Origin of the sequence: Peribacillus kribbensis DSM 17871 (assembly GCF_000430765.1) — a bacterium.
GTDB classification, from domain to species: domain Bacteria; phylum Bacillota; class Bacilli; order Bacillales; family DSM-1321; genus Paraperibacillus; species Paraperibacillus kribbensis.
Genome location: NZ_KE387243.1, coordinates 28,928 through 44,645 on the forward strand (window position 1 = coordinate 28,928; position 15,718 = coordinate 44,645).

The window sequence follows — 15,718 nt, forward strand, 5'->3', positions numbered from 1 at the left end:
GTCACCTCTAAAATTCGTTATAAATAAAAGTACCGGAATTTTTAAATCCATAAATGGTTAATAAGCCTAACAGAATTAAAAAATAAAATAACAATCTCATCATCCACCTTGTGGTAGGATGACAGAATAAAGATTTTACATAATGAAAAAATGAATTCATAAATGCCTCCTAACTGGGAAGTAAAGCACTTGATGATTTTACTATGAAATTCTATTGGATTTAGGATTTTAATCAAAATTTAATCCTTGGCTTTTGACAGATTAGTAGAATTTAGAATAAAGGGAGCAGGAAATGTATGAGGAATTTAATATTTTTGAAAAGGAACGGGGATTTTTGTGAAATATTGAGATTCCAGGATTAATATTAATCTTAGTATTTGTACTAATCGTTCTTGGACCTAAAAAACTTCCGGAACTTGGTCGTGCTGTCGGCAATCATTGAGGGAATTTAAAAAATTCAACTTGACTGCCTTATGTTATCTAGTTTTGAAGGAATGTAGTTCTTTTGCAGTGTCTGGTAGTTATGGCAAAGAGGCCACACCCGTTCCCATCCTGAACACGGAAGTAAAACTCTTTTGCGCCGATGGTAGTTGGGGGCTCTCCCCCTTTGAGTGTAGGACGCTGCCAGAATAAATTTAATATCTTCTTTTCGTCGAGGGGTGGAGCAGTCTGGTAGCTCGTCGGGCTCATAACCCGAAGGTCGAAGGTTCACATCCTGTCCCCGCAATCTCTTTTCTCTATACCAAAAAGTATTCAATAGATTCTATTGGTTTTAATGGCAAAGAAAAGTTCTTTCTTTCACAACGAGTCATTTGGGGTATGTAAGTTAAAATAACTATGAACTCTTATCTAACCATGAATACTCCCCATCTTTCAGATGGGGAGTATTCAATGATTTATAGTTATTTAATTAGGGTTGGTGCAACTCTGTGTTTAGTAGCTTGTTCATATGCATAAGCCATCCCTACGAGGTCAGCTTCACTCCACATCTTACCGAAGAAAGCTAGAGCGAATGGGGAGCCGTTTTCATAATAACCGGCGGGGACCGTAATCAGTGGCAACCCGCTGATATTGATTTCAGAGACAGTTGTTGATTTTACATTTTCAACCTGAAGTGACGGAATTGCTTCAGGCATCTGAGGAAAAACGAATCCGTCTAACTCATGTTTTTCCATCACCATATTAATGATGCGCAGCAACTCCGCTTTCACCTCAATGAAATCCTTCAAATCTGGTAAAACACTTGGATCAGCCGATGCTGTTTCAGCATTGATGAAATCAGAAACTAAACTTAATGGACCTCCTTCAGCCCAAGGTACTTGGCCCGCTTTTTCAAATACGTTTTTAATGGAAAGCTCCGGATTTATATTTTTAAAGTATTTTTCAAGGTCATAGAAGAAGGTTTCCATTCCGACAAATCCATTTTTTGACTCCATGTATTCAGCGAAGCCTGTCCCAGCAAAAGGATCGGTTATTACTACTGCTCCTTGATTTTCTAATTCCTCAATGGCAAGAGCATACAGTTCTTGTGTTTCTTTTGAAAGTTCTTCTGTACGCCAACCGGGTCCGTACAATCCGAGTCGTTTTCCCTTAAGCGATGTCGCATCAAGGAAAGCAGGGTATCCAGCTTCAGGAACATTCCCTTTAGCAGCTTCTGTTTTAATGTCCTCTTTAGAATATCCAGCCATCACACCGAGCATAATCGCAGCATCTTGAACGGTACGGGCGTGGGGTCCTAAAACATCCCTGGTACTACCTGCAAGGGGGGTCACTCCAGTTGATGGAATCAATCCAAATGATGGCTTAATTCCAACCAATGATTGGGCTGCAGCGGGAACCTGGATGGAACCTGCCGTTTCTTCGGCTACACCAAGTACGGCAAAGTTACCCGATACAGCCATAGCAGTACCACTGCTACTTCCGCCAGGTGAAAGCTCACGGTTTACCGCATTATAAGTAGGGCCATCCCAACTATTGTTTGCATTATATGCACAGCTGAAGGCAGGGATATTTGTTTTTCCGAGGATGATGGCACCTGCCTCTTTTAGTCTTGTTGTAACGGTGGCATCCTTAGTAGGCATTAATTCAATCGCTCCGCTACCTTTGCTAAGAGGAGCCCACCCGAATGTAGACGGGTAACCTGTAACATCAACTGCTTCCTTAATGACAATCGGTATTCCTGCTAGCGGTCCTAGTTTATTCCCTTCTTCACGCAAACGATCCATTTCTTTTGCCTCTTCTAAAGCATCAGGGTTCATAAAGGTGAAAGCATTATAGGTATCCTCGAATTCCTCAATTCGATTTAGAAATGACTGAACAACCTCTTGTACCGTAAAAGCGCCTTCCTGATATCCTGATAGTAATTCATTCACGGTTACTTCTTCAAAACGGAAATCTTCTTTAGTAGATTTTAATAAGGTACTATTTTTCATTGTTTTACCCCTCTCCATTTGAATTAATTGAATCGAGAACTAAATCTTCGCCACCACTAATAGCTAGAATTTTCTCTCACTTTCCTATCTTATATTTGTTTGCTATGGTTAAAAACAACCTTGTTAGGAAACCTGACATGAAATTCATTATTCATATCGTTTCCGATGAAAGTTAAAAACAAATATGTGGTAAAACCCCTAACATATAAAAACTAATTCGAATTAAAGTTCGGGAAATTTCACTAAAACAATTAAAAGTTTTATAAAAAAATAAAATTGTAAGCGTTTTGACGAATTTTTACGTAAGAAAAACTAACAAATATTTGGAGTTGTGTGGTTGTTTGATGATAAAAGTGATGTAATGATTTACATTTTGAAAAACCATGAAATATCAGGGGGAGGAGGATTCAATTGAAATTCAAGTTTTTTAAACTGTTATTAATTTGTTTACTTGCGATATCTCTTGCTGGCTGCGCTTTAGCAGGATCTGCAGAAGATAGAAAAACGCTTATTATCGGGATTGAGTCAGAAACAGATGTTTTGGATCCTCAAAGAGCAGGGGGATGGGTGACATTTAGGGTCAATTATCAAATACATGAATCATTGGTTACAGAAGATTTATCAACCTCCAATGAAAAGACCCCGTCTTTGAAACCTGGATTGGCTGAAAAATGGTCTGTTTCAGCAGATGGATTGACCTATACTTTTCATTTGAGAAAAGGTGTAAGGTTCCATGATGGCACACCTTTTAATTCAAAGGCAGTTGAATTTAATATTAGGAGAGCCTGGGATAAAGATTTCAAATATTACGATACTCGGTCAGCGGGACAGCTTGCTTCTACATACCAATATTTGAAAGAAGTAAAGGTTATTGATGATGACGAAATTCAACTGGTTATGGACCAGCCATTTGCCCCATTTTTACGAATGCTGGCCCAGGGAGGAATGGGATCAGGCGGCATTCTTAGTCCTGCAGCATTAAAAAAGTGGGGAAATGATGGTTATGCCGAGCATCCTTCTGGTACAGGGCCATTTAAGTTTGTCGAACGAGTGCGCGGAGAAAAAATTGTATTGGATACCAATGAAAATTACTGGGGCAAGAAACCTCACATCGACAGAGTCATTTTCAGGCCGATACCAGATCCCGCAACTAGAGTCCTGGCGCTTGAAAGCGGGGAAGTAGATATCATCTCCGTACCCCCGCCAGACAGTGTGAAAGTATTAAAGGAAAAAGGATTTAAAGTAGTGGATGGAAATGTTCCGCATGTATGGTACCTCGCCTTGAATATGAACAATAAAGAAATGCGAAACAGGAAGGTAAGAGAAGCGATTAGTTTGGCGATTGATCGCAAAGGTATGGCTGAAGAACTGCTCCAAAAAACGGTAACACCAGCGAAAAGCGTTCTATCACCGGCAAATGAGGCCTATGCTGAGAATTTTAACGGATATGAATACAACCCTGAAAAAGCAAAGTATATCTTGAAAGAAGCGGGATATCCCGATGGTTTTGATACGGTTTTCAGGACTTCTGTAGATGGTTCGGGTCAATTAATCCCCGTACAGATGGCTGAGTGGATTCAAAGGGACCTAGATAGAATTGGCATTAATGTAAAGATCGAGACCTACGAGTGGATTTCTTATCTGGGTGTTTATTATCAAGAAGCCCCAGAAAATATTGGTTTTTCGCAAATGTCATGGGGTATGTCCACCCCATATATCTTATCCATAATGGCACAATCACAGAGCGGTTCAAATCCGGGAAAGTACCATAATAATGAGGTGGATCAACTAATAGAAAATGCAGTGACTGAAACGGATAATGGGACATCAAATGAATATTGGCGTTTGGCGAACGAAAAAGTAACGCAAGATAAGGGGATTGTTGGTGTTGTGAATGATAAAGCCCCATATGCGATGTCTGAGGATGTAGAAGGGTTTATTGTACCGAATGAGGAATGGTTCAGCCTACTCGATGTTAAATTGAAATAATTATCGGGAGTTTCTGAAATAGTGTTTTTGAGAACTTAGGAAAAGGCGGTGCTAAAATGCTTTCTTACGCAATAAAGCGGATATTGGCCATCATACCCATTCTAATGGGAGTATCATTTTTGGTGTTTTCAATTGTCTATCTCATTCCAGGAGATCCAGCGGTGAAAATATTGGGTCAGGCAGCTACAGATGAAGCAGTAGCTGAACTGAGAAAGGATTTAGGATTGGATAAGCCTTTCTTCATTCAATATGGAATATGGTTAGCAAATATGCTGAAAGGGGATCTTGGAACATCGATAACGATGAGGGTCTCGGTAGATTCCGTCTTAATACCGAAGTTAATAAATACCTTAATCCTAACCGGGGGCAGCTTGGCTGTATGTTTAATTGGGGGATTGTTGATAGGATTGCTGGCGGGGCTAAAACCGTATTCCTGGTTTGATAGGATTTCAATGTTTTTCGCACAATTCGGAGCGAATGTCCCAGTCTTTTGGCTAGCCATTGTTTTAATGTGGATATTTTCCATTAAATTAGGTTGGCTCCCGGCTTTCGGAATGTATGACATGCGAACAGAAGGCAGTACATGGAGTATCCTGCAGCATTTAATTTTGCCTTCCATCGCTGCTGCAAGTGTGTCGTTAGCTGTTATGGCCCGCTTAACAAGAAGTAGTTTAATAGATGCTTTTAATTCTGATTATGTTAAAACGTTTAGAGCCTATGGGATATCAGAAAAGAACATAGTCTTTAAACATGCTTTTCGCAACATTTTATCTCCGATTCTCAATATGACCGGATTGCAGGTGGGTTCCTTGATGGGAGGTGCGCTGTTTGTAGAAGTAGTGTTTTCTTGGCCAGGATTGGGCAGCCAGTTATATTCATCGATAACAGGCCAGGACCTTCCAATGGTTCAGGCTGGGGTATTATTCATTGCTATAAGTTTTGTTCTGGTAAATTTAATCAATGATTTATTGGTTGCCTCTCTTAATCCTCGACTTAGACATTAATAAAAAAGGAGATTAGATCAATGGAAAAATTTGAACCGGTTTTAGAAACGAAGCAAGTTCTTCAACACCCGCTTGTCTTTGACAGGAAGGAAAACAAGCTGAAAAAGCTATGGAATGTATTTAAAAAAGACAAACTCGCTGTTATGGGGTTATTCATCATTCTAGTGGCTGCGGCTGTTTCACTGCTTGCTCCAATTATAGCTCCATATGATCCTAACATCTCGAATGGATCAAAGCGGTTATTGGGCATAGGAACAGCGGGACATATCCTTGGTGTGGATGAACAAGGGAGAGATATCCTAAGCCGTTTAATATGGGGAGGGAGAACTTCGTTACTGACAGCCGTTGTGCCAATTACCTGTATGTTCAGTCTTAGTTTAATACTTGGTTTGCTTGCGGGTTATTGGGGTGGCAAAACAGGTGAAGTGATTATGAGATTACTGGATGTGCTGTTTTCATTTCCGACCGTCTTGCTTGCCATAGTTGTATCAGCCATTATGGGGGCTGGCGTTTTAACCATTATGGTTTCTTGCTGTCTTACTATGCTGCCGTATATGACAAGGGTGGTCTATACATCCACAGTAACCGAGAAAACAAAAGAATATATAGAAGCCGCGAAAATACTTGGGGCTAATAAACTTCAAATTGCGTTTAAGGAAATATTGCCAAATGTTGTTTCCGATCTCATCGTTTATTCCACGTCCCTGATCGGGGTGGCTATGGTTTTAGGTGCAGGTCTTAGTTTCCTTGGGTTAGGCGTTCAGCCGCCTACCGCTGATTGGGGGAAAATGACTTCAGACGGTATGAAAGTTTTGACACTGGGGGCTCCCCATGTTGCCACGATTCCTGGGCTGATTATTCTAATTGTGGCTACTGCTTTCAATTGGCTGGGAGATGGGTTAAGAGATCTCTTTGATCCGCACAAAAGAACGCAATAATAATTACCTATAAGGAAGGGGATAGGCCAATGGCTTTATTAGAAGTTTCGAACTTAAAAACGTGTTTCCATACATCAAGGGGTAAGGTTAAAGCGGTAAACGGCGTTTCTTTCTCCATCGATAAAGGTGAAATTATGGCCTTGGTTGGGGAATCAGGCTCTGGAAAAAGTATAACAGGCCTTTCCATCTTAGGCCTCGTTCCTCAGCCTAACGGAAAGATAGAAGATGGAAAAATCCTGTTTAAGGGTGAGAACCTTGTTGGTAAAGGCTCGAAAGAATATAGACAAATACAAGGGGGAGAAATTGCGATGATCTTTCAAAATCCACTGACTGCAATGGATCCTTCCTACACGATTGGTAATCAGATGTTCGAAATAATCCGTTCACGAGGAAAAGTTGGAAAAAAGGAAGCCAGGGACCAAGCCGTAAAATTATTACATTTAGTGGGCATTCACGAGCCTGAACGAGTACTCTCCTCTTACCCGCATGCTTTAAGCGGGGGAATGAGACAGAGGGTGATGATCGCTATGGCTTTAAGCTGCAAGCCTAAGTTATTAATTGCCGATGAGCCAACCACGGCTTTAGACGCAACGATTCAAAAACAAATACTGGATTTATTGAAAAAAATCAATAAAGAAACGGGGACAGCGATTCTGATCATTACCCATGACTTTGGAGTGGTGGCTAATTTATGTGATTCGGTGGCTGTTATGTATGCTGGCAGGATCGTGGAATACGGTGAAACAAATGATATTCTTTCAAAGCCTGTACATCCATATACGAAAGGCTTGATGGGTGCTATGCCTGAATTTCAGGAGCCCGGAAGTAAAGGGATGAACCGCCTGATTCAAATCGACGGAACGCCGCCGGATCTCATCGAGCTTCCTGAGGGATGCAGTTTCTTTGAACGATGCAATTTTGCTACGAATTTATGTAAAAAAGCGTTTCCGGATGCCACTTATGCAAATGATTCAGGAACTCAATTTGTTTATTGTTATCATTCGAAGGAGGTAGTCTGATTATGAATAACTTATTGGAAATCAAGCATCTGCAAAAACAATTTCCCCAAAAAAACAATAAACTTTTTCGGAAAAAAGAATACTTTACGGCTCTTGATGATGTCAATTTAGAAATTAAAAAAGGAGAAATCCTTGGGCTGGTCGGGGAATCAGGTTCAGGTAAGTCCACTTTAGGCAGGATGATTATGGGCTTAACAAGTTCAAGCAGCGGATCAATAAAATATAATGGTGAAGAAATCAGCCAATTGACTGATAAAGAAAAAATCCCTTATTACTTGAAGATGCAAATGATTTTCCAGGACAGCACCTCTTCTTTAAATCCAAGAAAAACCATTGGTGAACAAATTACCGCACCCATGTTAAGACTTGGTGTCGTTTCAAGTAAACAAGAAGCGGAAAAGGAGTCCATTGAATTATTGAAAAAAGTTGGATTAAAATCAGAACATATCTATAGATATCCTCATGAATTTTCTGGCGGGCAGCGTCAGAGGATTGGTATTGCACGAGCCTTAGCCCTAAAACCCGAATTTCTTGTCTTGGACGAACCAACCTCGGCACTTGATGTTTCTATCCAAGCCCAGATTCTTAATCTATTATTAGATATTCAAGAAGAATTTAATCTTACCTATTTATTCATCGGCCACAATCTAAGTGTAATAAAATTTTTCTGCCACAGAGTTGCCGTTCTTTACAAAGGGAAAATTGTGGAGATAGCCAAAAGTGATGAACTATATTCGAAACCTTTCCATCCCATTTCCAATATGTTGCTAAAATCCGTTTTGAAGCTTGAAAGACAGGAAGAATCTTCTAATCTTGAAGAAACTTTAGAGTCAACTGATATGCATACTGGCTGTTCATTTTCTGGAAAGTGCAACTATGCTTCTGCAAAATGTTATGAATCCCATCCTCAAACCACTATACAGTATTATAGTGGGATTGAACGGTCTTATGCTTGTTATCATCCATTGAATCAGGAAACCAAAGAGTTAGAAGTGGTTTTTCCATAGGTCCTACTAAATAATCAAAAGACTTTGTTAAAGTCTATGTAACTAATGCAAGCTTTATCCGTATGAAGCACAAGTAGCTGTTATGCATAATAAAGGTTTGGAGAAATCTATAAGTTCTGTTTTGGAGAAAAAAAGCGTGACCAGAAATAGATTCTAATTCTTTAACAGACTTAGATTGGGATAAAGCATAACTAAAACATATAAATTAACAGGGAGGGACTATTCAGGTCCTTTTTTTTATGTTCTTAAATATGATATTGATATAAATTTTTAGGTTATTTATAGATTTTAATAATCCTATAATTATCAAGGGAAAAGGAATTATTTGTAATGTGTCGAATCATAGCTATAGGAGGGGATAAACTTGTCAAATTTAAACACATTCTTAGTTAAATACTTTCCGGCTATGTTAAAAGACTCCAAAGATGATGAATACTAAAAGCATCTTCCGGGGCAATTATCTTCAAATACTTATTCTTAAAAGAAGCAAACGGATCCAGTTTGGAGTTTTTTGGAACTAGTTTATGTCAATCACTATCTGGCAGAGTATATGGGACTGTACTTAGCAACAATCTAATTGGAATAAAAAAAGTAAATGACTAGCGACTGTGGAATTTAGTTATATAAGGACAGAACTGAAGGTGTTGGAATGAAACGCATTGATATCATATTTAATGAGCTTTCTAAAATTAAAACAGAGAAAGGAATTAGTGCTCATGAATTAGCAGAACGCCTAAACTATGACCGAACAAATGTGAGCAGCGATTTAAATAAATTGTGGAAAGAAGGGAAAGTACAAAAATCAAAGGGAAGACCCGTGTTTTTTTCATGCAAAGAAAACGATTGCAATCATCACAGCACAAGTTTGGATCAGTTGCTAAAAGACAGTCCAAGTCTTGCTGCAGCTATTGAGCAAGGTAAGGCAGCAATTCTTTACCCTCCCTTTGGCATGCATTGTTTAATTTTAGGAGAAACAGGTGTAGGGAAGTCCACATTTGCTGGGTTTTTGCACCAGTATGCTATTGAAACTAAAAAAATGAAAGATGATGCCCCCTTTATCACATTTAACTGTGCTGATTACGCCCATAATCCACAACTATTATTAGGACAATTATTCGGAATTAGGAAGAGTGCCTTTACTGGAGCAACGGCCCAGCAAGGATTGATTGAAAAAGCGAACGAAGGCATTCTCTTCCTGGATGAAATTCACCGGTTACCTTTTGAAGGTCAGGAAATGTTATTTACCTTTATTGATAAAGGTGTATTCAGGAGATTAGGAGAAACTGAAACGGAACGCAGAGCAAAGGTTTTACTTCTTGCAGCAACGACAGAAGATCCTGACTTGACCCTGTTAAAAACCTTTAATAGAAGGATTCCGATGGTTATCAGACTGCCTTCTCTCCGAGAGAGAGATCGACAGGAACGGAAAAACTTGATTTTCACTTTTTTCAGAGAAGAAGCCCTGCGTCTAGGCAAAGAAATTAGTGTTTCCCCGAACTCCATACTATCCTTTTTATACTATCATTGCCCCAACAACATAGGACAGTTAAAGTCTGATATACAGCTCGCATGTGCAAAAGCATACGCCGACTTCGTTACAAATAAAAAGGATCGGATAAACATAAATAGTTCAGATCTGCCCGGATATTTGAGGGAAGGTCTGCTTACGGGAAATAGACATAACCATATCGTAGAATTAGGATATGAATATTATATTTTTAATTCTGATGGAGGAAATCTAACCTTTCAGTATAATGAGGAGAAATACCATCAGAATATATATGAAAATATTGAACAAAAATTTACCGAGCTTAAGGAAAAAGGATTAAATAATGAAGAATTAGAGCTTTTGATGAATATCGATATTGATAAATATTTTTCTCAATATATATATGGAGTGAATCAGCGTATCAATATTGAGGACTTGACAAAGGTCATTGACCCCAAGGTGATTGATTTAGCTGAGAACTTGGTTCGGTATGCAGAAGAACAGCTTCAAAAATCACTAAATCAACAGGTGATGCTTGGACTTTCACTGCATGTTCAAACCGCTATAGACAGAATTAAGAATGGCAGTAAGATCATTAATCCGCAATTAAACAAGATTAGAAAAACCTATAACAAAGAATTTAATATTGCACTTACCTGTATCAAAATGATTGAGGAAAGTATCGACATTGATTTGCCGATAGATGAAGCGGCATTTTTAACTATGTTTTTCGTGTTTGAAAGTCAAGTAATTGGTCAGGAAGACGGTCAAGTAGAAGTTGTGGTCATCATGCATGGAATCGGTACTGCTCCGGCAATGGTGGAAGTAACAAATCAGCTTTTAAGCTCTAACCACGCTAAGGCTATGGACATGCCGCTTCATATTGATCCAAAGGAAGTCTACCAAAAACTAAAAATATTTGTTGAAAATAGAGTTACACGAAAAGGTTTATTATTGCTTGTTGATATGGGGTCACTCGTAAGGTTCGGTGAAATGCTTGAAAAAGAAATGGGCGTGCCGGTACGTGTTGTTTCAATGGTGAGTACTCCTCATGTAATAGAAGGAACCAGGAAAGCTATCGTCGGCTATTCGCTAGATGAAATATACCAGGATTTGCTAAACCTAAATTCTTTTTATACAAAAGAGGAAGAAATTGAACGTGTAGAGAACAAAAAAATGGCAATTGTTACTGCCTGCCTTACAGGTAAAGGAACTGCTGCAGTATTGAAAAAAATACTTACAAGTTATTTGAAGTTTGATGAGAAAAAAGTAAGGATTATTCCTATTAATCTTACAGATCAGACAGCAATCCATGCGAAGCTTGATGAAATGCGTAAACACCATAAAATTATATCTATTGTCAGCAACTTTCCGATGAAGGTAGATGTTAAACAATTTGATCTTGAGGAAGTACTGAGTTTAAGGGCGGTTAGAATTATTCAGGACATTATCGACACAGAAGAGGCTTATTTGAAAATGGCGGAAACGCTAGCCCATCATTTACACCATATCAATGATCAGGGACTCATCCCTTTAATCCGGGGCTGTGTAGAAGAGTTGCATAGTAGCTTGAACACTCAATTTAATAGCCATGATTTGATTGGAGTCGTTCTGCATATTAGTTGTATGGTTGATAGACTAGCCGGCAGAGACTTCTCGGTTACCTGCAAGGATAAAGAACGAATAATCAATGAACATTATGCGTTATACAAATCTATAAAACAATCACTTCATCGCATTGAACATAGATACAGAATTCAAATTACAGATGATGAGATTTGCAACATGGTGCATTTCTTTGATTTCAAAGGACAAATTCCAATAAATTAAGAAGGTTTGCAAATGTTTCATGCAGACTTTTTTTTTTTGAGACTAGCGAGGGAAGCATAGGAATAGACACAATATTCAATTCAATGTATCAAACACCGTGGATTCATTTCTAAATGGCAATTTTTTTCAATGCATGATAATTACTATCTTACACACAATCGATACACTACTCTATTCTTGCTTAATATTGGAACACACATTTAAAACACTAACTAAGTAAAAAAACACATTAACAATGAATGAAATGAAAACGCTTTAATTTTTAGTGTTGGCACAGAACTTGCATTAATATTAGGAAAACAAGAGGAGGAAAAATCATGAATATTTTATTAGTATGTGCAGCAGGTATGTCTACAAGCTTACTCGTTCAAAAGATGGAAGAATCAGCAGAAGAAAAGGGAATAACAACAAGAATTTGGGCGGTTTCAATGGATGAAGCCAGAGCAAATATCGGTGATGCTAATGTTGTGCTCATTGGGCCACAGGTTCGCTACAAGCTGCAGCAATTTAGGGAAATGGCGGATGAGAAAGGGGTGCCAATCGATGTCATAAATCCTGTTGATTATGGAATGGTAAATGGTGAGAAAGTTCTGGAGTTTGCCATCAATATGAAGAACCAGGGTTAGAACCGTGATGAGGAGACCTATATTAATACGAGATAATGAGGAGGATATAATGAATGAATCGATTTACTAGATTCCTGGAAGAAAAGTTTATGCCTACAGCCGCAAGAATTGGGCAGCAGAGGCATTTACAGGCCATAAGGGATGGAATTATTTTGACAATGCCGTTAACGATTATAGGATCCTTATTTTTAATACTCGCCTTTATACCAATCCCGGGATATGAAGGATTTATGAAAGGTTTATTTGGAAGTAACTGGATGGATAATATGTTATCCCCTGTCGGAGTGACGTTTGACCTACTTGCCCTATTCGTTGCTTTTGGCGTTGCCTATCGCCTTGCAGAGCGGTATAAGCTTGACCCATTGTCCGTTGCAGCAATTTCAGTTGCAGGTTTCTTCCTTGTAACACCTTACAAAATTCCTTTTGTTCCTGAAGGAGCGGATAAAGCAGTTGAGGTTTCAGGTATTCCTCTAGCACTCACAGGGAGTAAGGGTATGTTTGTTGCAATCATTGTAGCTATTATTGCAACTGAAATTTATCGTTATATTGTTAAGAAAAACATCGTATTCAAAATGCCAGATGGTGTTCCTCCCGCAGTAGCTAAATCTTTTGCATCACTCATTCCAGGATTTGCTGTCATTGTGACGTTATGGGTTATCCGAATGGTTCTTCAGAATACACCTTTTGGTACCATGCATAATATTGTAGGTGAGCTTCTTGGAAAGCCGCTTTCTCACCTTGGAGGGTCATTAGCAGGTGCTCTTATTGCGGTAATCATTGCACAAATGCTTTGGGTAACAGGTATTCACGGCCAAGCATTGGTGTGGGGCATTATGTCTCCTGTTTGGTTAGCTCTTACAGATGAAAATAGACTTGCCTATACTGCCGGGGAACATATACCTAACGTTGTTAATTCTCAATTTATGGATATTTTCTATTCAATAGGCGGCTCTGGTACAACATTGGGATTAGCACTTATCATTTTCTTTAGAGCACAAAGTAAGCAAATGAAGCAGCTTGGCAGGTTAGCACTTGCGCCGGGGTTCTTTAATATTAACGAACCAATTACTTTTGGCATGCCAATGATCATGAATCCAATTATGATGATCCCTTTTATTGGTGTACCAATTGTAGTGGTAACTCTTTCTTACTTTGCAATGGATTTAGGCTTAGTCGCTAAAACAGCCGGCGTAATGGTTCCATGGACTACACCTGCCCCAATTGGTGGTTTCCTTGCCACAGGCGGAAAAATATCAGGAGCTGTTTTGCAATTGTTCAGCGTAGTGCTATCTGCAGCTTTATATTATCCATTTTTTAGAATATGGGATAAGCAGAAACTGCAGGAAGAAGGCGGAATTTCTAAAAAGAATGGTGGTGTAACAAAATCTGCATAGTCAATATAGTACAGTATCTCTTTTTTCCTTTTTCTATTTATTAACTTTGTTCTAGATAAAGTAATTAGTAAATCACGCCGAAGATTCTAAATGAAGAATATTATCAAGCTGAGGAGGGTGAAGCATGAATTCAGAGGAACAAATCTTTAAGTTAATACTTCACAGCGGAAATGGCCGAAGTTTTGCTATGGAAGCGATTGGACTTGCTAAAACCAACAATTTTGAAGGTGCCTATGAAAAAATTAGGCTTTCAGGTGAAGAATTAGTTCAAGCACATCATATCCAAACTCAACTTATACAGAATGAGATTCGGGGAGACAAGGTGGAGATGTCACTTTTAATGGTTCATGCACAAGATCATCTCATGAATGCTCTTAGTATTAAAGATTTATCTGAAGAATTCGTGGACATGTACCAAAAGGTTGAGGAATCCATAAATAGAACACAGGTATTATAACAAGCGAGATTTCTAGATTAAGAGGTTTCATGAATTTATTTATACCAAGTGGGAGGAGCAAATTAAAATGACAAAAAAAGCAAATATTATTCCTGATAACTTTCTATGGGGTGGTGCTGTAACTTCTTTCCAAACTGAAGGAGCCAATAAAGAGGGAGGTAAGGGACCCTCTATCGTAGATGCACGACCTATCCCTCAAGGTTTTTCTGATTGGAATACAGCTGTTGATTTTTATCACCGTTACAAGGAAGATATAGCTTTATTTAAAGAAATGGGTTTCAACGCCTATCGTACCAGTATCTCCTGGACAAGAATCTATCCGGATGGCGAAGGAGAAGTAAATGAGGAAGGCCTTCAATTTTATGATGATGTTTTTGACGAAATGATCTCAAACGGCATACAGCCAGTAATCACCCTTTATCATTTTGACTTACCTCTTGCTTTAGCTAAGAAGTATAATGGATTTGCATCCAGAAAAGTTGTTGAACTATTTGATCGTTATGTAAGAACAGTATTCGATCGCTACAAAAATAAAGTTAAATACTGGCTGACATTTAACGAGCAAAACTTAGTATTAACCCATACTGATTTATGGGGCGTTGATCTGTCAGCAGCTGAAAACGAGGAAGCTTTACGATACCAGGTAACCCATAATGCATTTATTGCCCATGCGAAAGCGGTTAAAGCTCTCCATGAAATCATTCCCGGAGGTCAAATGGCGGGAATGGTGACCTATATGACAACCTATCCGGTATCTTCTAAACCAGAGGATGCAATTGCTAACGTAAAAGCAAAAGAACTATTAAACGATTTTTACCTCGACATGTTCACACATGGTGAGTACCCATCATACGTAACTAGTAGGTTAGAAAAGAAAGGCATTATGCCGGTTTTTGAAAAGGGAGATGCTGAGTTACTTAAAGAGAATACTGTAGATTATTTAAGTATCAGCTACTACCAAAGTAAAACTGTAAAGCATACTGAAGATGATATTTCCGTGATTCCTGGCGTTATCCCAAATCCAATGCTGGATTCCAATGAGTGGGGCTGGGCAATTGATCCTATTGGATTAAGAGTGGCCTTAAAAGATATGTACGCTCGCTACAAATTACCTATTTTTATTACAGAAAACGGTATTGGTGTAAGAGAAGAATTAGATGAAAACAACACGGTTGAAGATGATTACCGAATTGAATATTTAAAAGAACATATAAAACAAATGAAAATTGCCATGGAAGAGGGAGTGGACATTTTCGGTTACTTAACATGGGGATCCACCGATCTTTTAAGTTCCCAGGGCGAAATGAAAAAGCGATATGGTTTTGTCTTTGTTAACCGAGATGAAACGGATTTAAGAGACATGAAACGCTATAAGAAGAAAAGCTTTGAATGGTATAAACAAGTGATTTCCTCAAATGGAGAAGAACTAGATTATCAAACTCTTGAAAGGACTGTAAAATCAGGTAGATAATTCTTTTTTTGAAAGTCAGCGGAAAAGTATTTGCTGCTGACTTTTAAATTCACTTAGAATCG

General features: G+C 38.6%; 12 protein-coding genes, 1 tRNA gene, 1 rRNA gene and 1 pseudogene. 13 read left to right on the top strand and 2 right to left on the bottom strand.

Features of this window, described 5'->3' with window-relative positions:
- Positions 1-7 precede the first annotated feature (7 nt).
- Positions 8-160: a teichoic acid D-Ala incorporation-associated protein DltX gene (locus H539_RS33200; protein ID WP_081416022.1), complete on the bottom strand. Its 153-nt coding sequence runs from the start codon at positions 158-160 to the stop codon at positions 8-10.
- A gap of 183 nt (positions 161-343) precedes the next feature.
- On the opposite strand from H539_RS33200, the pseudogene H539_RS33305 reads away from it, so the two are divergent.
- The 3 genes and pseudogenes from H539_RS33305 to H539_RS0123955 all read left to right on the top strand — a co-directional run.
- Positions 344-456 (top strand): annotated as a pseudogene (locus H539_RS33305) (twin-arginine translocase TatA/TatE family subunit); the annotation flags it as partial.
- A 57-nt stretch (positions 457-513) separates the two neighbouring features.
- Positions 514-630: ribosomal RNA gene (gene rrf / locus H539_RS0123950) — 5S ribosomal RNA — on the top strand.
- A 23-nt stretch (positions 631-653) separates the two neighbouring features.
- Positions 654-727: transfer RNA gene (locus tag H539_RS0123955), tRNA-Met, on the top strand.
- 175 nt (positions 728-902) lie between these two features.
- Here the strand turns inward: H539_RS0123955 and H539_RS29605 are convergent.
- Positions 903-2,432 carry an amidase gene (locus H539_RS29605; protein ID WP_035323997.1) on the bottom strand — a complete coding sequence of 510 codons (1,530 nt, stop codon included), beginning with the start codon at positions 2,430-2,432 and terminating at the stop codon, positions 903-905.
- A gap of 411 nt (positions 2,433-2,843) precedes the next feature.
- On the opposite strand from H539_RS29605, the gene H539_RS0123965 reads away from it, so the two are divergent.
- The 10 genes from H539_RS0123965 to H539_RS29620 all read left to right on the top strand — a co-directional run bounded on the left by H539_RS0123965 (position 2,844) and on the right by H539_RS29620 (position 15,656).
- A complete protein-coding gene (locus H539_RS0123965) occupies positions 2,844-4,421 on the top strand; it encodes an ABC transporter substrate-binding protein (RefSeq protein WP_051348776.1) in 1,578 nt (525 codons plus the stop codon).
- 56 nt (positions 4,422-4,477) lie between these two features.
- Positions 4,478-5,425 (top strand): ABC transporter permease, encoded by a 948-nt coding sequence (locus H539_RS0123970; RefSeq protein ID WP_026695624.1) that lies wholly within the window; start codon positions 4,478-4,480, stop codon positions 5,423-5,425.
- 20 nt (positions 5,426-5,445) lie between these two features.
- Positions 5,446-6,363 carry an ABC transporter permease gene (locus tag H539_RS0123975; protein ID WP_081416024.1) on the top strand — a complete coding sequence of 306 codons (918 nt, stop codon included), beginning with the start codon at positions 5,446-5,448 and terminating at the stop codon, positions 6,361-6,363.
- 29 nt (positions 6,364-6,392) lie between these two features.
- On the top strand, positions 6,393-7,382 hold the full coding sequence (locus tag H539_RS29610; protein ID WP_035324001.1) for an ABC transporter ATP-binding protein: 990 nt from the start codon (positions 6,393-6,395) through the stop codon (positions 7,380-7,382).
- A 2-nt stretch (positions 7,383-7,384) separates the two neighbouring features.
- On the top strand, positions 7,385-8,389 hold the full coding sequence (locus H539_RS29615) for an oligopeptide/dipeptide ABC transporter ATP-binding protein (protein WP_081416025.1): 1,005 nt from the start codon (positions 7,385-7,387) through the stop codon (positions 8,387-8,389).
- Positions 8,390-9,038: 649 nt separating this feature from the next.
- Positions 9,039-11,708, top strand: a complete 2,670-nt coding sequence (locus tag H539_RS0123990; RefSeq protein ID WP_026695626.1) for a sigma-54-dependent transcriptional regulator — start codon at positions 9,039-9,041, stop codon at positions 11,706-11,708.
- 317 nt (positions 11,709-12,025) lie between these two features.
- Positions 12,026-12,334 (top strand): PTS sugar transporter subunit IIB, encoded by a 309-nt coding sequence (locus H539_RS0123995; protein WP_026695627.1) that lies wholly within the window; start codon positions 12,026-12,028, stop codon positions 12,332-12,334.
- 53 nt (positions 12,335-12,387) lie between these two features.
- Entirely contained in the window at positions 12,388-13,728 is a 1,341-nt protein-coding gene (celB, locus tag H539_RS0124000) for a PTS cellobiose transporter subunit IIC (protein WP_026695628.1), read from the top strand.
- 124 nt (positions 13,729-13,852) lie between these two features.
- Positions 13,853-14,185: a PTS lactose/cellobiose transporter subunit IIA gene (locus H539_RS0124005; protein ID WP_026695629.1), complete on the top strand. Its 333-nt coding sequence runs from the start codon at positions 13,853-13,855 to the stop codon at positions 14,183-14,185.
- Positions 14,186-14,252: 67 nt separating this feature from the next.
- Complete coding sequence (locus H539_RS29620) at positions 14,253-15,656, top strand: glycoside hydrolase family 1 protein (protein ID WP_051348777.1); 1,404 nt, start codon at positions 14,253-14,255, stop codon at positions 15,654-15,656.
- Positions 15,657-15,718: the final 62 nt, after the last annotated feature.